General features: G+C 56.5%; 20 protein-coding genes, 2 tRNA genes and 1 pseudogene. 8 read left to right on the top strand and 15 right to left on the bottom strand.

Annotated features, from left to right (window positions below; genetic code table 11):
• Positions 1 to 122 precede the first annotated feature (122 nt).
• On the top strand, positions 123 to 3,356 hold the full coding sequence (locus ASE80_RS21420; protein ID WP_056860691.1) for an RNA-directed DNA polymerase: 3,234 nt from the start codon (positions 123 to 125) through the stop codon (positions 3,354 to 3,356).
• 232 nt (positions 3,357 to 3,588) lie between these two features.
• Here the strand turns inward: ASE80_RS21420 and ASE80_RS21415 are convergent, their stop codons facing one another.
• The 5 genes and pseudogenes from ASE80_RS21415 to ASE80_RS21395 all read right to left on the bottom strand — a co-directional run bounded on the left by ASE80_RS21415 (position 3,589) and on the right by ASE80_RS21395 (position 8,120).
• The gene (locus ASE80_RS21415; RefSeq protein WP_056860690.1) at positions 3,589 to 4,875 is read right to left on the bottom strand and encodes a hypothetical protein; all 1,287 of its coding nucleotides are present in this window, start codon (positions 4,873 to 4,875) and stop codon (positions 3,589 to 3,591) included.
• Between the two features lie 90 nt (positions 4,876 to 4,965).
• A pseudogene (locus ASE80_RS31960) lies at positions 4,966 to 5,283 on the bottom strand (integrase domain-containing protein); the annotation flags it as partial.
• A gap of 905 nt (positions 5,284 to 6,188) precedes the next feature.
• Positions 6,189 to 7,511, bottom strand: a complete 1,323-nt coding sequence (locus ASE80_RS21405; RefSeq protein WP_056860688.1) for a tyrosine-type recombinase/integrase — start codon at positions 7,509 to 7,511, stop codon at positions 6,189 to 6,191.
• Between the two features lie 172 nt (positions 7,512 to 7,683).
• Positions 7,684 to 7,759, bottom strand: a tRNA-Thr gene (locus tag ASE80_RS21400).
• Between the two features lie 127 nt (positions 7,760 to 7,886).
• Entirely contained in the window at positions 7,887 to 8,120 is a 234-nt protein-coding gene (locus tag ASE80_RS21395) for a DUF2790 domain-containing protein (protein ID WP_056860718.1), read from the bottom strand.
• A 341-nt stretch (positions 8,121 to 8,461) separates the two neighbouring features.
• Between ASE80_RS21395 and bcsQ (ASE80_RS21390) the strand changes: the two genes are divergently transcribed.
• Both bcsQ (ASE80_RS21390) and bcsQ (ASE80_RS21385) read left to right on the top strand, forming a co-directional pair.
• Positions 8,462 to 9,409 (top strand): cellulose biosynthesis protein BcsQ, encoded by a 948-nt coding sequence (bcsQ, locus tag ASE80_RS21390; RefSeq protein ID WP_236708859.1) that lies wholly within the window; start codon positions 8,462 to 8,464, stop codon positions 9,407 to 9,409.
• A 167-nt stretch (positions 9,410 to 9,576) separates the two neighbouring features.
• The gene (gene bcsQ, locus ASE80_RS21385) at positions 9,577 to 10,476 is read left to right on the top strand and encodes a cellulose biosynthesis protein BcsQ (protein ID WP_056860687.1); all 900 of its coding nucleotides are present in this window, start codon (positions 9,577 to 9,579) and stop codon (positions 10,474 to 10,476) included.
• Between the two features lie 241 nt (positions 10,477 to 10,717).
• Here bcsQ (ASE80_RS21385) and ASE80_RS21380 read toward each other — a convergent pair whose 3' ends face one another.
• The 5 genes from ASE80_RS21380 to ASE80_RS21360 form a co-directional block, all read right to left on the bottom strand.
• Positions 10,718 to 11,905, bottom strand: a complete 1,188-nt coding sequence (locus tag ASE80_RS21380) for a methyltransferase (RefSeq protein WP_056860686.1) — start codon at positions 11,903 to 11,905, stop codon at positions 10,718 to 10,720.
• Complete coding sequence (locus ASE80_RS21375; RefSeq protein WP_026013808.1) at positions 11,886 to 12,575, bottom strand: ABC transporter permease; 690 nt, start codon at positions 12,573 to 12,575, stop codon at positions 11,886 to 11,888. The genes ASE80_RS21380 and ASE80_RS21375 overlap by 20 nt, the downstream gene beginning before the upstream one ends.
• A 38-nt stretch (positions 12,576 to 12,613) precedes the next feature.
• Positions 12,614 to 13,309, bottom strand: coding sequence for an ABC transporter permease (locus ASE80_RS21370; RefSeq protein ID WP_056860685.1), 696 nt, complete (start codon positions 13,307 to 13,309; stop codon positions 12,614 to 12,616).
• A gap of 81 nt (positions 13,310 to 13,390) precedes the next feature.
• The gene (locus tag ASE80_RS21365) at positions 13,391 to 14,143 is read right to left on the bottom strand and encodes an ABC transporter substrate-binding protein (protein WP_056860684.1); all 753 of its coding nucleotides are present in this window, start codon (positions 14,141 to 14,143) and stop codon (positions 13,391 to 13,393) included.
• Between the two features lie 13 nt (positions 14,144 to 14,156).
• Positions 14,157 to 14,930, bottom strand: coding sequence for an ABC transporter ATP-binding protein (locus ASE80_RS21360; RefSeq protein ID WP_017138656.1), 774 nt, complete (start codon positions 14,928 to 14,930; stop codon positions 14,157 to 14,159).
• Positions 14,931 to 15,484: 554 nt separating this feature from the next.
• Here ASE80_RS21360 and gabP point away from each other — a divergent pair.
• Complete coding sequence (gene gabP / locus ASE80_RS21355) at positions 15,485 to 16,876, top strand: GABA permease (RefSeq protein ID WP_056860683.1); 1,392 nt, start codon at positions 15,485 to 15,487, stop codon at positions 16,874 to 16,876.
• A 552-nt stretch (positions 16,877 to 17,428) separates the two neighbouring features.
• Here the strand turns inward: gabP and ASE80_RS21350 are convergent.
• The 3 genes from ASE80_RS21350 to ASE80_RS21340 all read right to left on the bottom strand — a co-directional run bounded on the left by ASE80_RS21350 (position 17,429) and on the right by ASE80_RS21340 (position 20,018).
• Positions 17,429 to 17,842 carry a hypothetical protein gene (locus ASE80_RS21350; protein ID WP_056860682.1) on the bottom strand — a complete coding sequence of 138 codons (414 nt, stop codon included), beginning with the start codon at positions 17,840 to 17,842 and terminating at the stop codon, positions 17,429 to 17,431.
• A 21-nt stretch (positions 17,843 to 17,863) separates the two neighbouring features.
• A complete protein-coding gene (locus tag ASE80_RS21345; protein WP_081321559.1) occupies positions 17,864 to 18,961 on the bottom strand; it encodes a PDDEXK nuclease domain-containing protein in 1,098 nt (365 codons plus the stop codon).
• Positions 18,962 to 19,070: 109 nt separating this feature from the next.
• Positions 19,071 to 20,018 carry an alpha/beta hydrolase family protein gene (locus ASE80_RS21340; protein ID WP_056860681.1) on the bottom strand — a complete coding sequence of 316 codons (948 nt, stop codon included), beginning with the start codon at positions 20,016 to 20,018 and terminating at the stop codon, positions 19,071 to 19,073.
• Between the two features lie 181 nt (positions 20,019 to 20,199).
• Between ASE80_RS21340 and relB the strand changes: the two genes are divergently transcribed.
• From relB to ASE80_RS21320, 4 genes are all read left to right on the top strand, one after another.
• Positions 20,200 to 20,391 carry a type II toxin-antitoxin system RelB family antitoxin gene (gene relB / locus ASE80_RS21335; RefSeq protein WP_056860716.1) on the top strand — a complete coding sequence of 64 codons (192 nt, stop codon included), beginning with the start codon at positions 20,200 to 20,202 and terminating at the stop codon, positions 20,389 to 20,391.
• Complete coding sequence (locus ASE80_RS21330; RefSeq protein WP_056860680.1) at positions 20,381 to 20,650, top strand: type II toxin-antitoxin system RelE/ParE family toxin; 270 nt, start codon at positions 20,381 to 20,383, stop codon at positions 20,648 to 20,650. Before relB ends, ASE80_RS21330 begins: the two co-directional genes overlap by 11 nt.
• An 80-nt stretch (positions 20,651 to 20,730) precedes the next feature.
• The gene (locus ASE80_RS21325) at positions 20,731 to 21,696 is read left to right on the top strand and encodes an arsenic resistance protein (protein ID WP_056860679.1); all 966 of its coding nucleotides are present in this window, start codon (positions 20,731 to 20,733) and stop codon (positions 21,694 to 21,696) included.
• Positions 21,697 to 21,784: 88 nt separating this feature from the next.
• Positions 21,785 to 23,392, top strand: coding sequence for an ArnT family glycosyltransferase (locus ASE80_RS21320; protein ID WP_056860678.1), 1,608 nt, complete (start codon positions 21,785 to 21,787; stop codon positions 23,390 to 23,392).
• Between the two features lie 8 nt (positions 23,393 to 23,400).
• On the opposite strand, the gene ASE80_RS21315 is transcribed toward ASE80_RS21320, so the two are convergent.
• Together ASE80_RS21315 and ASE80_RS21310 are read right to left on the bottom strand one after the other, a co-directional pair.
• Positions 23,401 to 24,075, bottom strand: coding sequence for a hypothetical protein (locus ASE80_RS21315; RefSeq protein ID WP_056860677.1), 675 nt, complete (start codon positions 24,073 to 24,075; stop codon positions 23,401 to 23,403).
• A 166-nt stretch (positions 24,076 to 24,241) separates the two neighbouring features.
• Positions 24,242 to 24,317: transfer RNA gene (locus tag ASE80_RS21310), tRNA-Phe, on the bottom strand.
• Between the last annotated feature and the right edge of the window lie 103 nt (positions 24,318 to 24,420).

Here is a 24,420-nt window from a genome sequence, read left to right as displayed (position 1 = left end):
GATATTTTGATGAAGTTTAAGGGTTTTCGGGTTTTATCTGCACAAATTTGTGAACTTGTTTAGGGTGGTGGCTCTGCATTACACTTAGTGCATCAAAATTACCGTTTTGCAAGGAAGAACGTATGGGGTATACGGCGGTTTTTAAAGGTTGGGGTAGTCTGACAATTGATGATTTAATTGTTGCCTATAGAAAAGCAAAAGCTGATTGTTTTTTCGAGAATACATTTCCAGCTGCGATTAAATTTGCTGAGTACGAGCAAGATTTATTGGGCAATCTGAATGCCTTGTTGGAAAGGTTAAGTGGCAAAGTTGGTTTTGTTAATGACCATAAAATGCTAGGTGAATATCGTCTTCTTCCTAAAAAGCTAACCATTGAACCTAAAAAGAATGGGTCTAAGGGACATATTCATTTTTCTTGTCCCATAAGAGCATTTGATCATATCAAAAGTAATAATCATCTGGTCCCGGAATTTCGAATTGTGGGCGATTTTCCAGTGGATGCGCATGTGGTCTCTGCTCTTTGGATAAACATGATTGGCCACAAGTTCGATGCTTGCCTAGGTCCAGATTGCTATGGGGCGCGTTTAAAGCGTGTGAGGAATGATGAAAGTCTAGATAAAAATGCGCATAAACCTTTTCATTTGCGTGCGATTGGTTCATTTTCTCCATACTTTCAGCCCTACCAAAAGTGGCGTAATGATGGGTTAAGAGCAATCCGCTACGAGCTTGAAAAAGATCGGGACGTGATTGCTGTGTCTCTCGATCTGAAAAGCTACTATCATTTTGTAGACCCACTCGCAGTCGCTGCTCCCGCGCTACAAAAAAAATTAGGCGTAGACCTTTCAAAGGATGAGCAGCAGTTTACAAAGGAGCTTGCGCGGTTTTTATCGAGCTGGTCAAAGGGGGCGCAAAAATTTAGCGAAAGGTTGGTGCAAGAAGCTGTGGAGATACCAGGTGGTCTGGTGATTGGTTTGACAGCAACTCGCATAATATCCAATGTTTTGTTGAGTCATTGGGATAGATTGATTCGAGAGGCCGTCGCTCCTATCCATTATGGTAGATACGTCGACGATATGTTTATCGTATTGCATGATACAGGGAACATCACCAGCGCCAAAGAGTTTATGTTGTTTCTGCAGAACCGATTAGGTGACGACTGCATTTTTCAAGAGTCGGATGGCGCAGAAGAAACAAGGAGTAAAGATGATAGACTGTGGGAGATTCAGCAAGGGGAGGAATTGCAGAAGAAAACTAAGATCAAGCTGCAGGCAGAAAAGCAGAAGTTATTTGTCTTGCATGGTCGAGCTGGCTTAGATTTGTTGGATAGCATAGAAAAAGAAATTTACGAGCTATCCAGCGAACATCGATTAATGCCCTCACCAGATCAACTAGAGGACTCTACAGCGGCTCGAGTGCTTTCAGCTGCAGGTAGTTTAGGTGACCAGGCAGACACTCTACGTAAAGCGGATGGATTAACAATCCGGCGACTTAGTTGGTCTTTGCAATTGCGCCATGTAGAGACCTTGGCGAGAGACTTGCCCCAGAATGAGTGGGTGAGACAGCGTGAGGAATTTTATCAGTTCGCACACAATCATATCGTACGACCTGAGAGTATATTCGCGCACTTTACCTACTTGCCTAGGCTTCTTGGTTTTGCTATCAGTCTGAATGAGTGGGAACACGCCGAACAGATTGTAGTGCGTGCATTTTCCGCTATTGACCAGTTGGCGGTGCATGTTACGCCGGGTAAAGAAATTGGCTTGAATGGCGCCAAAGCAAAAGCAGGGAAAGAGCTTTGGCGATACGTAAAGGGTACGCTTGCTTGGATGTTCGTCGACGCGGCTGCTCGTTATTATGATCCTAAAAAGCTGTTGAATCAGAATCGTCCTAAGAAAGAAGCACGCTTAGCTGAATTGTTTTTGCAAGTAATCATTGAAGCTTTGACTGATTTTGAAGATATATTGGATTTTCGAATTGGTTCAGAAGATTTCTATAAGAAAGCGCCTTTAATTGCTATGGCGGATCTCGCTAAAGAACCTTATAAAAGGATTCTAAGTATTCGCTCAGTCCAAGACTTGTTTGTGGAACACCCAGAGAATGATGAGAAGCGAATTTGTAGTTGCTTGGAAAGCTCGGAGTTGCTTGATGTTGATGCGCTAAAGTTGTTTCTAAGGTCAACCCGACGGTCTCGGCTCCATAAGGTAAGCGCAGTAGCGCGTAAAAATGAGAGTTTAATGCCTTATCTCTTCCCAACAAGGCCACTCACCCCAGCTGAGATCGCGGAGCTTGCTCCAGAGTGTGTAGGATTACCGGGAAATACTCGTAAGGTATTTACAGAAAGTCCGGCGGCTATTTGGGCGCAATATGTACAGGCTCTTAGAGGTGTTTGGATAAAGCCTACTTTGCTAGCCTTAGAGCAAGAGCACGGACGGAACGAAGCAAAGGGTGTAGGGAGTTATTTGTATATAGGTACTAAGCGTAAGTCAAAAATTATAGTAGCATTAACAAATATTAAAACAGATGAGACTGCTTGGGCGGCAACGGCTTGTGATAAGCCAAATCTCTCGTTGGAACGATACAGTCGAATAGCTGAGCTTGTTAATCAAGCGATTCAGCTCACCCCTAAGCCTGACTATGTTCTTTTCCCAGAGCTTTCTGTACCGTTGAGGTGGGTTGACAGTATAGCTGGTAGGCTTAGCGCTGTTGGAATTAGTCTGGTGGCCGGTACTGAGTACCGACATTTTTCAAAAAACAAAGTAATTAGTGAAGCATGTTTGGTTCTGGCAGATGACCGACTCGGTTTCCCTGCTTCCGTTATAATCAGACAACCCAAACTTCAGCCTGCAGTAGGTGAGGATCAGTCGCTTACTGCAATTTATGGCAAGTACTGGGCGTACGGGAAGTTGACAAAAACTTCAAATAAGCCGATATACATCCATAATGGAGCCTGTTTTGGTGTTATGGTGTGTTCGGAGTTGCAGAATAGTAAGGCGAGAGTGGACTTTCAAGGTGAAATTGACGCCCTTATGGTTCTGAGTTGGAATAAGGATCTAGAGACTTTTTCGGCGCTTATCGAGTCAGCAGCTCTCGATATACATGCTTATACGATTTTAGCGAATAATAGGAAGTATGGAGATAGCCGTGTGAGAGCGCCTGCCAAAGAATCATATATGCGGGAGTTGGCTCGTGTACGGGGTGGCGATAATGACTTTATTATTGCGGCAACTTTGGATATAGACGCGCTTCGAGCGTTTCAAAGTCGGGCGAAGCGATGGCCTCAGGACGATGATTTATTCAAGCCGCTTCCAGAGGGGTTCGAACTTAGCCATCGGCGAAGGAAGTTGCCCCCAAAGTGAGAAGATTTATGGGGGGAGCTAGCGTCAATTGCTTTTAGCGGCATTAGCCGCTAGCTGCCTGCTGGGCTTGCCAGCGTGTGAACCGGACAATTTTAAACCGGAGACATCGTTCACAGGGTATTAACCGTGGTCAGGAGGTCCTGATCATATCCACCTTGGAGTGCTTTTTTACCGCGCCTTCCTCTATTGGCGGCTCTGGTCACCGCTATTCCGTAACGCATTGGATTGGACGCTATTTGCCCGTCAGCGTGTTCTCCAGCACAGAAGCCACTTGTTCCGTCTGGGCATGCACCGCAAGCCGCATTTGATTCCAGGTGCTTTTAGCTGTCGCAAAATCAGATATCTTCAGCAGGCACTGACTCGCTATCGAAATCTCCTCTTCGCAGGTGAAGATCCCGGACGCCAGCCTTCCAGGTAGGTCCATGGTGGAATCCTCTTCTGAGTTTTCCCGCCACCCCATTACGCGATCCATCATTGAGATCATTTCAAGCAATCTGGTATTGGGCGCCACCAAGTTGTGATGCGCCTCAACTGGGGTATTTTCTGCAATTCCCTGAGCCAGTAGGGTGATCCAATCCTCAAGAAACCGTCTCATTAGCGCCATCTGGTCGAATGCCGCTTGAGCGATCTCGCCCAGGTTCTCGCATGAGCGAATAAAACAGTGCCGTGCTTGAGCTGCTTGTGGCCCCGACTCATGCAGGAACGCCGCGGGTTGTTGGGGGACGGCGAACTGCTGCGTCCATGCTGCTGCCCAGTCGTTTGGCGAAATGACGTAATTTGTAAAGTCGAGGCTTGCGGGCAGATCCTCGATGGTGAGCAAGCCGCTCTCTACGGACGCAATCATCGATTCCATAGCCGCCTCCATTACGTGGCGCGCCCGGCTCACCAAAAAGCTCGTTTTGAGTGTCTTGGCGGAATAGCCGTCCAATTCGAAATGCAGATCAGCATAAACACTCGAGATGCCTGGATCCGCCGCAACAGCTGGATCAAACAAGTAATCGCCAAGGCCGCTGCGCAGCCATTCTGAGCTGCCTTCCGTGTGCTTATGGATATCAGCAGGTAAGCATTTTCGAACGCGGCCCCATGTGCAGGTAACCCCGACGTCATGCAAAACCCGTGCGACAAATTGCGAGCAAACAATGCCTTTCTGATGGCTGAACGTCTCCGGCTTCTCACCCAACGCCAATACCGAATAACGCAGGCCAAAATAGTAGTTCGCTTGGGCAAGCAGCTTCGCGCGCAAGTCTTCATCGAGTTCCCGAAGCCTTGCTACCGATGACCTTTCAAGATCATAGGTCTCACGTATTTCGCGCCAAGCACGGATTTCAACGCCCTCGTTGGGAACCGCATGGATAACGCGATAGGGGCTAATTACCAGGGCGACGTGCGTGTACAGAGCTGGGCTGACCCGGGCTATCGATTGATAGCCGAGGTTGAAAGGGCGGGTTTTAGATTTGCCCGATAGCAGCAGGATATCGCCTGGGGCGGCTGTCCAGGGTTGCGGCGTAGGTTGGTTCATAGGGTTGCAGGTCCTCCGTGACTGGTTCTGGTGACGCTAATCCAGGTGGTGGCATTTTGTCTATAAATCGGCAAGGAGTTGGGGCTGCGGCAACACTGCTATGGTCCTGTTAACACTGGATAGCCGGTTTTGCGCAGTGCTGATAGCAAGACCGCCACGCTCGACCAAACAACGAAGGTGCGCCACGTAATTCGTCAAGACCTGCCGTTCAATCTTCCGTGTATCGTTGACGCCGGGGCCTTCCTCGGAGCGGCACCATTTCACGAATACCAACCATCGATCACAGTGCGCTCTTACTGTTCCATAGTGGCCGCCGCCGAACATATCTTTTAGCGCCTGTGGCCCTGCGTAGCTCAATTGCCTGCCGTAGTCGAAATTACGGCCATCGCGCCTACCCACTAATGCCATGTCGGTTACCTCATCTACTTGTCTCGTTCCTCGCCCCACGTCATCCCGCCAAGAATGTTGAGTGTTATCAGGGATCAAGGCCCCTGCGGCTTGTGGGGGTGTCCACTAACGCGGGACTGGCGGCTCCTTACGACCGGGAGCTTGGGCATCTCATGATCTGGCCTCCTGAACACTTCCGAGGAAGTGGGCGGGTGGAGGCTGCACTGGCTGACGAGACCGGCGCCGCAAGACCCTGAGTCGGGTGAAGGCAGTGATGCGATGACAGGGGCATGCCTGACTGTCAGTCAGGTGCAGTCCATTCCTTGGGCTGCGGCACCATCATCTGCATCGCTGTTGCTGGTGACTTCGGTGTTTGTCACGCCGATTGTCACGAGGGGGAATGCCGCAAAGCCTTGTACGAGTTGGGCTGCAGCAGCGGTAGGAGTGCCCGTCTCTTTCCGGAAGAAAGAGACGGGCGCAGGTTGGCGCAGTGAAATGGCCAAGCGGATAGGTTGCTGCAGGGCCGCTATGCAAGGGGATGAGTTGCCGCAGTGGGCACACTGGTAAAAGTAGGCATCCATCACATCGCTGTGACCGTGCGAGCCGCCGGACGCTAATCGCACTTTGGGGGAACCACCACCGTGTGGCGTAGCCTTAAAGGTTCTGGCTACCTGGGTTGCTGTCGACGACAGCGCTTTGCCCGATCTTTTCTACGCCTGTGGATAATTCGGGTCAAGACTCCAATTTTCGGGAGTTCTGCGGCTGTGGATGAAATTATCCACCGGTGGAAATCAGTGGTTTTCCACAGACAGTTGTGTGGGCTTTAGATTTTTTAAGTGAGGACCATCCAAGCAGGGCGGCTTTGCAGCCCTGTTTGGATGGACCCGCGTGGACAAGCGGATCGCTGAGATATGAAGACCAAGCGCTTACTCAGTTGCGCCACGTTTTGCTTTAAGGCGAGTGACGTTCGCTCCTGTCTGGCTCGCGAATTCGTGTGGAGTGACATGCTCCTGCCCATTGGCCTCCAGGTACCGGCTCCACCAGTTCATGATCAGCCTGCGCTCGTCAATAAACTCGGCCTTGTGGATGTAAGCGGCACGGACGTTGTTGCGCTCCTTGTGGCTCATCTGCCGTTCAATGGCTGTCTCCGACCACAATCCTGACTCGATCAGTGCACTGCAGGCCATCGAACGAAACCCATGCCCGCAGATATCGGTTTTGGTGTCGTATCCCATCGTCCGAAGCGCGTTGTTCACGGTATTTTCGGACATGGGCTTCCAGGGTTTGGCATCCCCTGCGAAGACCAATGCGAATTTGCCTGTGAGTGCATGGATTTTTTCGAGTAGCGCCACTGCTTGCGGCGATAAGGGTACTAAATGGATATCCCCTGCCATCTTCGTACCCCTTGTGGAAAAGGGTACTCCCTCCAACGCTGGTCGAGTGTCCGGTATCTCCCAGGTGCCGCGCTTGAGGTCGAACTCGCTCCAGCGTGCGAAACGCAGCTCGCTGGATCGTACAAACACATGCAGCGACAGCATCACCGTCAGACGGGTAAGTGCCCGGCCTTTATAGGTGTCGATCCGTTCCTGCAGTTCCGGCAGTCGCGATAAGGGTAGAGCGGGGCGATGCACCACCCGCGGGGCTTTGATCGAGCCTTCGAGATCGTAAGCAGGGTTTATGGTGATAAGCCGGAGGCGCTTTGCCTCGCGCATGATGCTCTGCAGGTAGTTTTGTACCCTTAAAGCAACGTCGATCGTTCCGCGCTTCTTGATCGCTTCCAAGGGCTGCATGAGGTCATGGGTGTCGAGGTCGACAATGGCGCGGCCGCCGATCAGCGGGAACACGTGGGTTTTGAGGCGGCTCATCACAGTCTTGGAATGGCCTGGTGCCCACTTGGCCGACATTTCCGTATGCCAGTCGAGCGCAACGCTTTCAAAGGTTCTGCCTTTGATCACGGCTTCCGCCTTGGCTTGGTGCTTGGTCTCTATGGGATCAATACCATCCGCCAGCATTCGCTTGACGTCCAAGCGCTTGCGGCGAGCATCGGCAAGGCCAATGACGGGGTAGTTGCCGAACGAGGTCAGTCCTTCCCGTCCGTCAGGTTTGACGTAACGGAGCCGCCAGCCTTTGCGGCCATTGGGTTGGACTAGGAGATAGAGGCCATCGCCGTCGAAAAGCTTGTAGGCGCGGTCTGTAGGTTTTGCCAAGCGGCAAGCTGCGTCGGAGAGCGGAGCTGTGGTGCGCGACATAAGGGTACTCCCTTTTATCGAAGTGACCTGTATCCCAAACTCTACCCCTAAAACGGTTGGAATCCACCAGTTTCTGACGGAAACCGATGGAACGCCAAAACGAAAAAACCCGCCAGAAGGCGGGTTTTTCGGGGGTTCCAGAGATTTTGAAAGCATTCTTTGGAACCTTGTATGGTGCCGGCACCAGGAGTCGAACCCGGGACCTACTGATTACAAGTCAGTTGCTCTACCAACTGAGCTATACCGGCGTGTTAGGGCGACGATTATAGCGATTGCCAAGCTTCTGTAAACCCCTGAATTCTGACTATTTTTGCAGATACCAAGGTTTTTTTACGCTTGCTGCTTTTTCCTACCCTCGACAGCCTCAAATCCGACTCAATTGCCGTCGCCACACTGGTCCGTAAATTTCATGTACGCCAACACCTGCGTCTCGCCTTTGGCGTCCAGGTAGGTCATGCGCGCGTTGACCACGCCGCATCCCGAGCGGGTGTCTTCGGTGGTCGACAGTACGCGCTGAATATCCGGCTTATGGCTTGCCTCGGCATGCGCGGTGAAGGTCAAGCCAAACAGGCTGGCGGCGATTAGGGTTTTCCAGTGGTTGGTGTTCATGGTGATGGCCTCGCAGGTGCAATGGTGGGGTGAGGCCATTGAATGCCGGGGAGGTATCCGGGCTGTGTCGCGCAGTGCGGGTTTTGTTTCGTTGTGTATGGCGTGAGGATCTATGTACTTGTTGATACGAACGGCGAGCTGCATTGGTTGAAAAACACACAGTGATCGCCTAGTGCGTTGTTTTATAGATGTATATCTTCTGGCGAAAGCAGAGCCATAAAAATGGCGCCATGCCGCTCATCTGAAAGGTTTTGGATACAAACACCAGAATACTGACACCATCACTGTGATATCACACAATGCGGCCCAATTATCATTGGCCCGACAGGGAGGAGCAGCCGGTGGGGCGTGCAGATCACATCACCAAGCTATACGCCGCGCTGGCTGAGCCTTGTTTGCGTGAGTCGCAGGTGGCGGTGCCTTTTCAGCAGTTGTTGGATCAGCTGAATCAGGGCGCCGCGCCCTATCGTCATGAGGCGGTAGAGGGGCCGCATGGCGTGGTGTATACGGATGCGGTGGCACCCAAGGTCGTGGTGGTGGTTTCCGCCACTGGCGGTGTGGGGCGCAGCACGTTGGCGGCTGCGCTTGCCAGTGGTTTGCAGCGCCAGGGCCACCCGGCGCTGGCGTTGGAGCTGGACCCGCAAAACGCGCTGCGCCATCACTTGTGCCCAGGCTTTGATGTGCCCGGCCTGGGCGCTACCAGCCTGCTTAATCAAACCTGGCAGGCGTTGCCCAAGCGCGGGTTTGCCGGCTGCCAGCTGGTGACTTTTGGCGAGACCGATGCTGTGCAGCAGCAAAGCCTTAATCGCTGGCTCGGCCAGGACCAGGCATTTCTCGCCAAGCGCCTGGCCGGGCTGGGGCTCAATGCGAGTGACACGGTGGTGATCGATGTGCCGGCGGGTAATACGGTGTACTTGAGCCAGTCGCTGTCGGTGGCCGATGTGGTGCTGGTGGTGGTGCAGCCGGATGCCGCGTCGTTTCGCCGTTTGGCCAAGATGGATGAGGTGCTCGCGCCGTACCTTGCGGGGGAGGCGCCACCTCAGCGGTTTTACGTAATCAACCAGGTCGACGCTGGCCAGTCTTTTAGCCAGGACATGGCCGGAGTGTTCAAGCTGCGCTTGGGCGATGCCGTACTCGGCACCGTCCAGCGTGACGTTTCGTTCAGCGAGGCGCAGGCCTATGGGCGCGACCCGTTTGACCCTGCGTTGAACAGCGGCGGCTCCCAGGATGTGAGTGCGTTATGCCGGGCGTTGAGCGTTCGCATGCATTTATCGAGCAGTGGTCATTAAATTGACCATTTACCGCTTGTCTAAAAAATGATCAGCTAAAACAGCAAAATAATGACACTTTCCCGCGTCTGTCACAGAATGCTTCACTAAGACGCCCATAATAAGACCTGCGGTAAGTGCCTGCTTGCCGACCTTCACGTCTTTAGCTGCGTCGTGAGGAGCTGCCCATGAGCCTTAGCGAAGAGCTGTTGACGTTGTTCGGCAAGAACGTCAGCCATGATGCCAACGGTATTAATGCACGCATGCACTTTTTTGGCAGTGTGCCCGCAAACGAAAACACCCTTCCCCAATCGACTCATCTCGCAGCGCTGCGCCCCAAAGTGGTGGCGTTGGTGTCGATCAATGGCGGCGTCGGCCGCAGCACCCTGGCCACGGCGTTGAGCAGCGGTTTGCAGCGCCATGGCGAGTCAGTGGTGGCGCTGGACCTGGACCCGCAGAATGCCCTGCACCATCACTTTGGCGTCAGTGGCACCTTGCCGGGTATCGGCCGTACCAGCCTGGCGCATGGGCAGTGGAGCCCGCTGCAGCAGCTTGGCTTTGCCGGTTGCCAAGTGATTACCTTTGGCGATATCGACATCGAGCAACAGGAAAACCTCGAGCGCTGGCTCAAGCACGAACCCAGCTGGTTGGCGCAACGCCTGGCGGCGCTGGGCTTGAGCGAGCGGCAGACGGTGATCATCGATACGCCCGCCGGTAACAACGTGTACTTCCATCAAGCACTTAACGTGGCCGATGTGGTGCTGGTTATTGCCCAGGCGGATGCCGCGTGCCTGGGCACCCTTGATCATCTGGATGGATTGCTCGCGCCGCACCTGGAGGGTGAACGCCCGCCGGTGGTGCATGTGGTGGTCAATCAAGTGGATGAGAGCAACGCCTTTAGCCTGGATATGCTGGAGGCGTTCAAACAGCGCCTGGGCAAAGCGCCGTTGGAGGTGCATCGCGATATGGCGATCAACGAAGCGCTGGCGTTCGCGGCCGATCCGTTGGACAGCGCCACAAAGCGGCTGGCCGGCGACGATATCAACGAGATTTGCCGCGTGCTGAAAGCACCGAAAAGAACCGCATAAATCGCGCTTTATGCACTTAGCGCCAAATGCTTATGCACAATCGGTTGGTTTCGCCTGTCACGAAACAGCCACTTTGTGGAGCCGTTCTCAACACGCTGCAACTGCCTGTTTTGTGTGCGTTTTATTTTATGAACAAAAAATGACCAGGGTGGGTTTTGGTCTGTAGCGCTGATAGCTACAGGCTCTGTAAAGAATTCATCAACAGAGTTATCCACAGGGCGCGTGTAGGAAGTTTCGCCCCTTAATCGCGCTCCGCCAGCACCATCAAGTTGCGCGGCGTTAGCGTGGGTTCGCAGAAGGTGCCTATCTCAACCTTGTAGCCCTGTTCTTTCAGGAACAGCGCCCGATCCAGGACCAGCCACAGTTCCAGCGGCCGCCGAAACAATCCCCTGACCAACTCGAGGTTGCGCACCTCGGCCAGGCGCCGCCAGCCGTGTGCTTCCAGCGCCGCCCAATCCTGTTCACCTGTGGATAAATTCTTGAGGCGCGCCAGTTCCTGGCAGTAATCAGCGAAGGGCTTATCCAGCCAGCTGGCGGGCAGAGATGGCGTGGGCAGGTATTCATCGCGGCCACGCAGTTGGCGTTGCAACTGGTCGAAACCCAGGCGCCGGGCCATGGACGTGTCCCGTTGCTGGCGCACGCGATTGCCGGCGGTGACGGTTTCGCTCAGGGGTAACCCCAGGTCATCGACCGAAAGCTGTAGTTGCGAGGCACGCCCGGCGGTCGACAAGGCTTGATAGCGCTCGGCGCCGATGCGGTTATAGCAGCAAGGTGCCAGCGCCAGGCGTTTGCAGCCCGCCGCACTGGCTACGTGCAACAGCCGCACATGCAGATCGCCGCAGGCATGCAAGGCGACGGGCGTGTGCTCGGCGTTGAGCGCCACATCGGCCATCACGTCTTGCAGGCGATGGGTCACGGCCAGGCCGTGATGGTCGCTCAAAGCCTGGCCCGAGGCGATCAGCGCCGGGTCGTATTCAAGGCAGGTCAGTTGTTGGCCGGGTTGCAGCAAGCGGCGGCCGAGGTGGCCTTTGCCGGCGCACCAGTCCAGCCAATGCTTGGGTGTTGCAGCAAAATTCAGCGCGGTGCCGAACGCCTCGATTTGCTGCCATTTGCGCCCGGGCACATCCACGTTCAGGCGATGGCGGGCAGGCTCCAGGGTGTGTGCGGGTAACTTATCCACAGCGCTGAGCTGCGCGGCCTGAAATGCCAGCTGTGGAAAAGGCGCGGGCGCCGGCAGTTCATACGGGTGGTTGTGACAGGCTTCGGCATCGGCCAGCGAGCGCTGGCGCAGCCATTGGGCCAGCTCGGGGTGCTGGTGTTCCCAGGGTAAGTGCAGGTGCGTAAAGGGCCGTGGTCGCCACAGCCCTTGGTGCTCGATTAGAAACGCATCCAGCGCCGCGAAGCGTGCTTCAACGTCCCTGGCAAGCATCGACGCGCAGCCAGCGTTCGAGCAGTTTGAAGCCGCGCACCAGGATGTAGGCCATCAGCAGGTAGAACAGCCCGGCCGCGAAGAAGATCTCCACAGGTAAATAGGTGCGGGCGATGATGGTGCGCGCCATGCCGGTCAGTTCCAGCAGGGTGACGGTGCTGGCCAGGGCGCTGGCCTTGAGCATCAGGATTACTTCGTTGCTGTACGCTGGCAGGCCGATGCGCGAGGCACGCGGCAGGATGATGTAAAACAGCGTCTTGGGTTTGGACATGCCCAGGGCGCGCGCCGCTTCGATCTCACCCGGCGGGATGGCCTGGATAGCGCCGCGCAGGATCTCGGCGATATACGCGGCGGTGTGCAAGGTCATCGTGGCCGTGGCACACCAGAACGGATCGCGCAGGTAGGGCCACATGAAGCTCTCACGCACCGCGTCGAACTGCGCCAGGCCGTAATAGACCAGGAACAACTGCACCAGCAGCGGTGTGCCACGGAAGAAGAAAATGTAGGCGTAGGGCAGGGCGCTCACGTACCAGCGGCGCGAAGAGCGCGCGATACCCAGCGGAATCGCCAGCAGCAAACCGGCGATCACGGCGATAGCCACCAGTTCCAGGGTCAGGGTTGCACCCTGGGCCAGTTTGGGCAGCCACTTGATGATCACGGCCCAGTTCAGGCCCAGGTCGAAGTGCGACAGCCAGCTGTAGTCACCGCTCATTGGGTGCTCCTTGCAAAGCCGCGGGCGGCGCGTTTTTCCAGGAAGTGCATGCCGGTCATGGCCAGCACGGTGAGGCCCAGGTACATAAAGGCTGCCACCATAAAGAAGGTGAACGGCTGCTTGGTCACGGTCACGCCGATCTGTGCGTGACGCATGATTTCTTCAAGGCCGATCACCGACACCAGCGCGGTGTCTTTCATCAGGATCATGAACAGATTGCCCAGGCCCGGCAGGGCGATGCGCCACATCTGCGGCATGATCAAGCGGGTGAAAATTCGAAACTTCGACAGGCCCAGCGCCACACCGGCTTCGCGGTGGCCCTTGGGAATGGCGAGAATCGCACCGCGGAACACTTCCGTGGCGTACGCGCCAAAGCACAGGCCCAGGGCGATAACCCCGGCGGCAAAGGCGCTGAGGGAAAGGTCGGGGTTACCCAAAAACTCGCCCAGGGCACGCATCAGGTTGACGGTGCCGAAGTAAATCAGCAGCACCCACAACAGCTCGGGAATGCCCCGGACGATGGTCGAGTAAGCGCCGCCCAGCCATTGCAACGGCTTATACGGTGAAGTCTTGGCCAAGGCGCCGGCAAGGCCGAGCACCAGCCCCAGGCACAGGGCCGTGAGCGCCAGTTTGACGGTCATCAGCGCGCCAGCGGCAAGCGCCGGGCCGAATCCGTAGAGATCGAAATTCATGGTGTTTTCATATCGCGGCAGGCATTGCTGAAAGCCGGCGCGCTACTAACCAATAGAAGCGCGCCGGTCAGGCCGTTCAGATCATTCGATGCTGAACGGGAAGTACTTGTCGTTGATCTTCTTGTAGGTGCCGTCTGCCTTGATCTCTGCCAGGGCTTTGTTCAGGCGCTCGCGCAGCGGGTCGCCCTTGCGTACGGCGATACCGATCTTGTCGCTTTCTACCACAGGGTCGCCTTTGAATTCATAAGGCTTGCCGGCATCGCTCTTGAGCCATTCGTACTGCACGTACTTGTCGGCCAGGATGCCGTCGAGGCGGCCGGAAGTCAGGTCGAGGTAGGCGTTTTCCTGGGTGTCGTAAAGGCTGGTCTTGGTGTCCGGCAGCTTGTCTTCCAGGTAAGTGCCGGCCAGTGTCGCGCGCTGCGCACCGATGGTCTTGCCCTTCAGGTAATCCGCGTCGGGCTTGAAGTCGGTTGTGGCTTTGGGTGCGATGAATTGCAGCTTGTTGGAGTAGTACGGGTCGGTGAAGTCGACGGCTTGCTTGCGCTCATCGGTGATCGACAGCGAAGAAATCAGGAAGTCGAACTTCTTGGCGTTCAGGGCCGGGATGATGCCGTCCCAGTCGGACACATACACGTCGCACTTCTCGACTTTCATCTTGGCGCACAGGGCATCACCGATGTCTTTGTCGAAGCCCACAACGTTGCCGCTGGCGTCTTTATTGTTGAAGGGCGGGTAGGCCGCTTCGATCCCCATGGTCAAGGTCTCTGCCATGGCCGTGGCGCTGAACGCCATCGAAACGGCCGCGGCCAGAAGGAATTTTTTATAGTTCTGCATGCATGTTGCTCCGTTAGCGGTTGCTGGACATGAATTGTTTGCAGCGCGCCGAAAGCGGGTTTTCAAACACCTGCTGTGGCGATCCTTGCTCTTCTACCAGGCCCTGGTGCAGGAACACCACTTCACTGGAAACCTGACGGGCAAAGCCCATTTCATGGGTGACCAGTAGCATGGTGCGGCCTTCTTCGGCCAGCGCGCGGATCACATTAAGTACTTCCTGGACCATTTCCGGGTCAAGCGCCGATGTCGGCTCGTCGAACAGGATGACCTTGGGCTGCATCGCCAGGGTGCGTGCAATCGCTGCCCGTTGTTGCTGGCCGCCGGACAGTTGCGCCGGGTACGCGTGGCGCTTGTCACTGATGCCGACCTTGGCCAGCAGGGCTTCGGCCACTTCTATCGCTTCGGCTTTGCTCTGGCCGAGCACACGGCGGGGTGCCTCGATGATGTTGTCGAGGATGCTCATGTGCGGCCACAGGTTAAAGTTTTGAAACACAAAACCGATTTCGCTGCGCAGGCGGTTGATCTGTTTGCCGTCGGCGGCCATCAGCTCGCCGTTTTTCGCGGCCTTGAGCTTGAGCTCTTCACCGGCCACCAGGATCTGGCCCTGATGCGGGTTTTCCAGCAGGTTGATGCAACGCAAAAAGGTGGACTTGCCGGAACCGGAGGAACCCAGGATCGAGATCACGTCGCCGTCGCGGGCGGTCAGCGAGATACCTTTAAGTACCTCCAGCTCACCATAGCGTTTATGCAAGTTGCGGATTTCAAGCGCGGGCGCGGCCTCAGCCATGTGCGGTCCTCATTGTGTTCAGTGCATTCTTGCTGTTGGGCCGCCTTCCTGGCGAGGCGCCAAGCTAGCATAGCGTTCGGATGGCAGCCAACAGCGCTGCGGACGGTTAACGGGTGGTCTGCGGCAGGGTGTCGCATCGGCACAGCAGCGTGTCGCGCTATCAACAACCTACAGACGTTTGAACCCGATAAATCCACAGGCTTCACGTAAAAAAGGGCGCGATGGTGCCAGCTTTGGCCGGGTGTTGGAAGGGTTAACCGGGCAAACGGTCCTTATCAGCCCTTTTATGGAGCGTCACGTACTTTTTGTGTGTGTTTTTGGTGCGTATTTTCGTGTCGCAGTTGGGTCGCACGGTAACGCTATAGCGCAATGCCATAGTTCTCAACGACTTGCGTGAGCTAATGAATTGTCCTACAGCCCGCGTCAATCGTGGCTCTGTAATATTTTGGCGCAAATCTTGCGTAAAAAATAAAGAACGCCCCGTTGGTTTCTTTTCACGAGAAGGATCGCAGGCCGGGCGGACCGTTTTCGCAATTCCTCGCAAAGGTGTGTCAATGAGTAGTACGCAAAGCTCCAATGACCTCGAACAGGGGCTCAAACCGCGTCACGTCACCATGCTGTCGATTGCCGGCGTTATTGGTGCCGGTTTGTTTGTCGGCTCCGGCCACGCGATTGCAGCCGCCGGCCCGGCCGTACTGCTGGCGTACGCCGCTGCGGGCACGCTGGTGGTGTTGGTGATGCGCATGCTCGCCGAAATGGCCGTGGCCTCGCCGGACACCGGTTCGTTCTCCACCTATGCCGACCGCGCAATCGGTCACTGGGCCGGTTTCACCATCGGCTGGCTGTACTGGTGGTTCTGGGTGTTGGTGATTCCACTGGAAGCCAACGCCGCTGCGACCATCCTGAATGCCTGGTTCCCCGATGTGGCGATCTGGGCGTTTACCCTGATCATCACCTTGCTGCTCACGGCTACCAACCTGTTCAGCGTGAAGAACTACGGCGAGTTCGAGTTCTGGTTTGCGCTGATCAAAGTCGTGGCGATTGTGGCGTTTGTGATCCTTGGCCTTGCGGCAATTTTCGGCTTCCTGCCGACCAGCCAGGTCAGCGGTGTTTCGCACCTGTTTGACACCCAAGGCTTCATGCCTAACGGCATGGGTGCGGTATTGGCAGCGATCCTGACCACCATGTTCTCGTTCATGGGCACCGAGATCGTCACCATCGCAGCGGCCGAATCGAAGAACCCTGGCCAGCAAATCACCAAGGCCACCAACTCGGTGATCTGGCGGATTGGTTTGTTCTACCTGCTGTCGATCTTCATCGTCGTGTCCCTGGTGCCATGGAATGATCCGACCCTGGCGGCGGTAGGTTCCTACCAGACCGTGCTTGAGCGCATGGGCATCCCGAATGCCAAGCTTATCGTTGACCTGGTGGTATTGGTTGCCGTGACCAGCTGCCTCAACTCGGCGCTGTATACTGCCTCGCGCATGCTGTTCTCCCTGGGCCGTCGCGGTGATGCACCGGCCGTGGCCAAGCGCACCAACAAAAGCGGTACGCCTTACTGGGCAGTGTTGCTGTCGACCGGCGCTGCGTTCCTGGCGGTATTCGCCAACTACGTGGCCCCGGCTGCAGTGTTCGAATTCCTGCTGGCCAGTTCCGGCGCCATTGCGCTGCTGGTGTACCTGGTGATCGCCGTGTCGCAACTGCGCATGCGCCAGAAACGCACGGCAGCGGGTGAGAAGATTGTGTTCAAGATGTGGCTGTTCCCCGGCCTGACCTACGCGGTGATGGTGTTCATCGTCGGTACGCTGACCATCATGCTGTTCCAGGAAGCCCACCGCGTCGAGATCATCGCGACCGGCATTCTGAGCTTGCTGGTGGTGTTGGCGGGGCTGTTTGTGGCGAGCCGTCGCAAGGCGCAGAAGGTAGGCGCAGCGGTGCTCAATTGATGTGATGAACTGCGGTGCCAGAAGCGCCGCAGTTAAAAAAAGTGTGGGAGCGGGCTTGCTCGCGAAAGCGGTGTTTCAGTCGCCAGATGTGCTGGCTGATCCACCGCCTTCGCGGGCAAGCCCGCTCCCACATTTGTTTTGTGTCAGCCAGCTGAATCAGCCATAAACACTGAACTCTGTGGGAGCCGGGCTTGCCCGCGATGACGGGCTGGCAGTCAATAAATTCCTCGCCTGACACACCGCATTCGCGAGCAAGCCCGCTCCCACAGTTGTTTTGTGTCAGTCAGCTGAGTTGGCCAGAAACACTGAACCCTGTGGGAGCCGGGCTTGCCCGCGATGACGGGCTGGCAGTCAATAAATTCCTCGCCTGACACACCGCCATCGCGGGCAAGCCCGCTCCCACAGTTGTTTTGTGTCGGTCAGCTGAATTGGCCATAAACACTGAACTCTGTGGGAGCCGGGCTTGCCCGCGATGACGTGCTGGCAGTCAATAAATTCCTCGCCTGACACACCGCCATCGCGGGCAAGCCCGCTCCCACATTTTGTTGTGTATCAGTCCTGGGAGTTGGTCAGCGCCTGGGATGCCGCCACGTAATCGGCCTGGAACTGCGGGGATTCAATCCACGCCAGCGCCGCGGCTTCATCCTCGGTATCCGTTGCCCACTGGCGATATTCGATCAGCGCCGCCAGGATAAAATCTGTCGCGTCTTCTTCGCCTTCCTGCTCCAGCACCACGGCCAGCAGTGGGTGCGCCAGGAATGCCGCACACAGCGCCTGCTGGCTGGTCTCGCCAGCGACGCGCATCTCCACAAACAGCTCGGTCAAATCCACCGACTCAAGGTCAATGCGGCTGTCGTCGCCAGCGAACGCATCCGGCTTGGTCGCGACGGCGCGCTGGGTGCGGTTTTGCTTGGCCTTGGCCTTGGCCCGGTGGGCACGTTTTTGCTGCTTGTTCGGCGAGGCCATGGGCTCAACGTCCTTGGGTACTTAATCGGTGTGGGGTATTGAAGCGCAGGTTGGGGGAAATCCCAAGAGCTTCTGTGATGCTTCGCCTGTGAGCGTGCGTTCTGTCAGTAACTCCAGTTCGGCACGTAGCTCCTCCTCGCTAGGTAGCACTAGTTTGTACTTACTGGCGAATAACTGTTCGTGGCCTTCGAGTACGGAGTAACGCACAACAGAGGCATCTTTGTGTGAGCAAAGAATAATTCCCACTGTGGGGCCGTCTTCGGGGCTGCGTTTCAAGTCGTCGTACATGCGCACATACATGTCCATCTGTCCGATGTCCTGATGAGTCAGCTCTCCGCGTTTTATATCGAAAATTACAAAGCACTTGAGCAGGTAGTTGTAGAACACTAAGTCAAGGTAGTAGTCCTTGCTTTCGGTGCTGATTCTTTGCTGGCGGGCGACAAAGGCGAATCCTTTACCTAGCTCAAGCAGAAAGCTTTGCAGCTGTTTAATCAGCGCATGCTCGATATCGCTTTCCAAGAGCAGCCCAGGGTTGGGCAGCCCTAGGAACTCCAGAAGTACGGGGTCGCGAACAAACTCTCTTGGGCTTTGTTTCAGGCAGTTAATTTTGGCAGCTGCTTCTTCTTTGACTGCGCTGCGATCTTGACTGGCGAGTAAGCGTTCATAGTAAAGCGTGCCGATTTGGCGCTCCAGGGCTCGAGTGGTCCAGTTTTGGGTGGCGGACTCGTTCATGTACCACTCTCTTGCATTCGCGTTTTCGACTCGCAGTAGAGTGCGGTAGTGAGTCCAGCTTAATTCGCGACGCAGTGCGTCGTATTTTGGGAATACAAGAAAAAAGCCCCGCATGTGTCGAAGGTTTGTTGCATCAAACCCTTTTCCATAGCGGCCGGTCAGCTCGCTGGCCAGAGTTCGCAGCAGTTTTTTGCCATATTTGGCGCGAGTACTTCCTTGCTGTTCAAATTCGACAATGTGGCGCCCGATTTGCCAGCAGGTCAGCACCTGAATGGCATCCACGGAACGTAGAGCTTGTTGGCGCGCCGCATGGATGAGTTTGATCAGGTTGGCGAGCAAAGGACTCAGCTGCGGATCATCGGCGCAAGGTGCTGGCGGTATTTTCATGAGTTCTTCGCAGTCGTTGGGCGAAGAAGAATCTCAGGTAAAGCCGCCAGAAACACTTCGATGGAAAGGTGCGATGGCGTAGGAAATACGGAGCTTTTGAGTAGGTTGTTTAACCCGTCACCTGCCGACCTGGAGTATTGGCGGTCAGCTCGCCTTTCTGCAGCCATTCCAGCGCAATCGGCCACAACCGGTCCTGATATTCACTGCGAAAAAAAGCGAAATGCCCGACGGCTTTTTCACCGATGTCATCGGGCGCGATTCGCAGGTGAGTGCGCGCGCTGTTTTCAAAATAGCCCAGCAGTCGCTCAATAGCCGCCACAGTCCCAAAAGGGTCGTCGGTGATGCTAATGGCCAGCAACTGCGCATTCACACGGGCAAATGGCAGTTCACCCAGGCCGCGCCCGCTGGGGCGCGTTTCATAGCGCGGTGTCGGCATGCTCCAGTCGCGCACCACGCCTGCCGGTGTGTCTTCCAGCCAGCCCATGCGCTTGCCGGGAAAATAGCCGTACAGGGCCGTCACCAGCGGCATCACCACATGCCATTTGGCAAACATGCGCCAGCGCCCGCTCGCCGCGTAATCGCGCCAGTACGCAAACTGTGCGCCGACCGTCACGATGCGCCGAATCACCGCGCCGCAAGCACCGAGCCCTGCCGCGCACCCACCGAAACTGTGGCCGACCACATCAATCGGCTGCCCCGGAAACTCCCGCTGTGCGCGCTGCAGCATCGCCTCGAAATCCAGTACGCCCCAGTCCGACCACGACGCCTTGAAGCCTCGCAACGCGCCGCTGCGGGATTCGCCGATGCCACGGTAGTCGTAGGTGATCACGTCGAAACCGTTGGCAAACAGGTAGTCGGCGAAGCGTGAATAGTGGCGGCAGCGGACCGAGGTGGCGGCGTTGATGATGACGACCGGGCGTTCGAAGTCGGTGCGCGGGTGGCGCCAGGTGAAGCCCCCAATCAGGTAACCGTCGGCAGCGAGCTCCTTGAAGGGATCGCTGTGGCCTGGTTTGGAGTTGATCGCAGCCATTCGCAAAGAGGCGTCATTCAAGTTCATCGTTTATCGGCCCGTGCCTGTTTTTATTTTTTTAGTAACAGTTGTTCAGTTTGCCAGCACTTGTGCCCTCTCTGACAGGGCTACTAATGTTCGGCACTTACTGATAACGCCACACATCCGAGAGGAACGACAGCAAACCATGGACCGTTTAGACTGGCAGGTACCCATTACGGAGGTCTCTATGAGCATTCCCCTTTCTCCCATCGTTTCGGAATTTGAAACCGAGGAGCAGGCTGCCAGTTATGACCTTTGGTTCCGCGCCAAAGTGCAGGCTTCGATTGATGACCCACGCCCAAGTATTCCGCATGACGAGGTCATGGCTGAAATGCGAGCTTTGATTGAGTTGAAGCGAAAAGAGCGTGATGCGAGTTGAGTGGCGGCCTGAGGCGCGGGCTGAACTCAGAGCAATTTTGAATTATATCGTTGAGCACAATGTTGCGGCGGCCAGTCTTCTGAACGAAGCCATTGAGGCTGCGACAACTGCGCTTCTTCAGCATCCTTACCTGTACCGCTTGGGGAGGGTCTCGGGCACACGAGAAATTGTTGTGCATCCCAATTATCTGGTGATTTATCGCATTACAGATTGGATTGAGATACTGACGGTGCTCCATGCTCGCCAGGAATACCCCTGATACGCGCCCAACTTTTACCACTCGACCTCCTGCCAGTAGATGCCTAGGCTTGCACCTTTGCAATCGACTCGAGTGTCCTAATGACCCGCGACACCCTCGAACACAACCAAATCCCGATCTACTTCGCCGCCGTGCTCCTGGCGGCCGCATTTGGCGTGTTCGCCCCCTTGTCAGCCCAAGGCCTCGGTGTGTTGGTCACGCCTGCCATTGCAGTGCTGATGTATGCCATGTTCCTGCAAATTCCGTTTCTGGACTTGCGCCAGGGCTTGGGCAACAAACGCTTCATCGGCGCATTGCTGCTGGCCAATTTCATTCTGGTGCCCTTGCTGGTGTGGGCATTGACCCGAGGCCTGGTGGAGCGCCCGGCGTTGCTGGTGGGCGCGTTGCTGGTGTTGCTCACGCCGTGTATCGATTACGTGGTGGTGTTCACCCATATCGGCAAGGGTGACTCGCGGCTGATGCTGGCGGCGACGCCGGTGCTGTTGTTGCTGCAACTGGTGCTGCTGCCGGTGTACCTGGGTTTTATGCTGGGCGCGCAGTCCGCCGTGGTGGTGGCGGTGGGGCCGTTTGTCGAGGCGTTCCTGTTGCTGATTGTGCTGCCGATGGTCCTGGCGGTGTTGACCACCTCCCTGGCGCGGCGCTCAAGCACTATCAATCTTTGGAACAACGCCTGGGCCTGGATGCCAGTGCCGGCAATGGCGCTGGTGTTGTTTGTGGTCATCGGTTCGCAGATTACTTCGGTGGTGCGCGATATCGCGTTGTTGCTGCCGGTGATTCCGGTGTACCTCGGCTTCCTGTTGCTGGCGCCGCTGATGGGCGCGCTGGCTGCGCGGCTGTTTGCGTTGCCTGCGGTTACCGCGCGGGCGGTGACGTTCAGTGCTTCGACACGCAACTCGTTGGTGGTGCTGCCACTGGCGTTGGCGCTGCCTGAAGATGTGCGCGGTCTGGCCGCAACGGCGGTGATTGTGCAAACCCTGCTTGAACTGGTGGGCGAGTTGCTCTACATCCGGCTGATTCCCGCGCTGGTGTGGCGCGTCGGTCGATAAGTCCATAAATACTCGGATTTGTTCAGGCGTTATTCAGGGGCGGAGTCGGCACCATGGAGTCGGCGTTCCCCACCTGAAAGGACATTCGATGGACCACCGCAGCCGTTATCGCCTGGAGTCGCTGGGCCTGTTTCTGATTGCTTTATTACTGTTCACCTTGGGCATCTGGGACGAGCAACCCCAAGGCTTTGACGGGCGCTGGGCGTTGTTCATGCAGGAAATGTTTCGCCATGGCGCGAGTCTTTTCCCTACCACCTACGGTCAGCCGTATCCGGACTATCCCGGCACTGCGACCTTCTTCAGCTTTGTATTTGCCCGCTTGTTCGGTGCGCCGAACCACCTGGCCAACGTGCTGCCGACGGCCCTCGCTGCGGCGGGCATGATCGCCCTGGTCTATCGCCTGCTGGCGCCGTTCAGTCGGCCTTGGGCATTGCTGACGGTGCTGCTCACGCTGCTCACCACCCAACTGCTCGACAAGTCGCGCTCGGTCTGCCTGGACTTGATGGTCGCGCTGTTATGCGTAGGCAGCTTCTACCTGCTGCACACGGGGGAGCGTCTCGGGTCACGGCTTCGACAGTTGGCGGTGTTCCCGTTGTTTGTGCTGGCCTTCGCGATTCGTGGGCCTTTGGGCCTTATCGAAGTCTGCGGCGTGGTGTGCGTTTACTGGGCGCTGGGCCGGCCGGGTGAGCGGGTCAAGCAGGTGCTGATTCATGGTTTTGTCGGGCTGGCGTTGCTCGGGGCCTGCTGGTGGGCGTTGATGAAGCTGGCGCGGGTCAGCGGTGGCGATGCCTTTGCCGACGAGGTGTTCAGGATGCAAGTCAGTGGGCGCCTCGACGAGTCCGGCGAGCCGTTCTACTTCTACTTCAAGCTGAGTTTGTACCGCTATTTCCCGGTGGTGCCATTGGCGTTGGCGGCGATGATCGCGCTGCGGCATCGCTGGTCTGAGCGCTGGGCCAACGAAGACGTGCAAATGGTGGTGCGGCTGGCGGCCTGTGGCCTGATGATCTTGCTCGGGCTGTCGGTGCCGCACTTCAAGCGCGCCTACTACATTCTGCCGATGGTGCCGATGTTTGCCGCTGTCGCGGCCTATGGGCTGCTCCAGGCGCAAAACTGGTTCGTCGGCGTGCGCCGCTGCTACGAATGGCTTGTCGTGGCGCTACCGGCGTTGTGCGTGGTGGTGTTGTTTATCTGCCGGCACACCTGGCAGAAGCACGGTTACTGGCCCGACGTGTCGCTGCCGCCGTTGATCGGTGTGTGGGTCGTGCTGCAAGTGGCGGCGCTGATTGCCTGGCGTCGCCCGTTGCGCCTGGTGTGGCTGAGTGTGATCGCATTGGCGGCGCAATGGGTGCTGCTGGTGGTGGTGATCGATCCGGCCAAGGACCTGCAATACGACACCCGCAAGTTTGTCAGCCAGGTCGAGGCACTGCGCGCGTCGCAGCCGGGGCCATTGGTGTTTGTCGACCTTGGCCGCGACACCTGGGCTATCCGCTACATGATGAACCTGACGCACGATGAGCAACCGCTGTTCGTCGCCGGTAACGAGCCCGAAAAGCTCGCCACCCTGCCGCGTCCATCCTGGGTGCTGGTGCCGCGCAAAGAAGCAGCGCTGCTCAAGGGCACGCCGATGGAGCAGCAGGCGCCGAACTTCGAAGGGCGGCTTAACGATAACCCGCTGATGGTGTTTCTACTGAAGTAGGCAGGCGCCTACTTGCACTGGTAGCCCTCGGGCATCGTCACGGTGTAGTTGCGCTGCACGCGGTCCTGGAAGTTCAGGTTCTGCAGGCCCTGTTCGACCAGGAAGGCTTCGATCTTGGCGGCCTGGCAGTCTTCGTTGTAGGACATCACCCGCAACACGTACACCGCGCGCCGGCTTGCTTCGTCACGCGCGGTGGCGGTGAAGGTGGTGAGCGTGGTGTAGCCGGTGCGCTCCGAAGTGCCCACCGGGCCGTAGGTGGTGTTCGGCTTGCTGGTGCAGGTCAACTGGTCGGCTTTCTTTTTGTTCTTCTTGCACTCGGTGGTGGTGCTGGTGGGCACCTGGCCGTAGTCGGTGGCGGTGTAGCGGTAAGTGACCTGCTTGCTGTCGACATCCAGGACGATGGTCATTTTGATCGGCCCATGGTTCTTGGGCAGGCTGGCATCGGTATACACCTCGCGAAAGCCCTGGTCCTTCATGGCGCTGACCATGTCCCGCAGGTAGTAGCGGGCATTGAGCGTGTTTTGCGCACTGCCGCCCACGGACGTGGTCACCAGCACCAGCGCCTGTCGATCAAAGTGATAGTCCGGATCCGGTGTTGCGTTGATCGAGACATCCATTTGTGTGGCGCAGCCACTGAGCAACGCTGTCAGCAGCAACAGCGCGCAGAACAAGTACCGGTTCATCAAATAACTACCTTGCAACAGAAAATTCAGTAACAGCTAAACGATCGAGCAGCGGGATAAATAACCCTCGGGTGTGGATCGGGCGGGGCATTGGCCCGCGGCCACTAAATCGCAGGCAATAAAAAACCCCAAGGAATCATCTTCGCTTGGGGTTTTTCGGTATTATTGGTGCCCAGAGACGGAATCGAACCGCCGACACGGGGATTTTCAATCCCCTGCTCTACCGACTGAGCTATCTGGGCAACGGGGCGCATTAAACGGGTTTTTCAGGGGGTCGTCAAGCAAGTTTTCAAAAAATATTTAATTATTACCGTCGCTTACGTGCCGACCCCGGTTTTTGATCAA

The sequence above is a fragment of the Pseudomonas sp. Leaf15 genome, assembly GCF_001421425.1.
GTDB classification, from domain to species: Bacteria; Pseudomonadota; Gammaproteobacteria; order Pseudomonadales; family Pseudomonadaceae; genus Aquipseudomonas; species Aquipseudomonas salomonii.
This window is presented reverse-complemented; position numbering and strand designations above follow the sequence as displayed.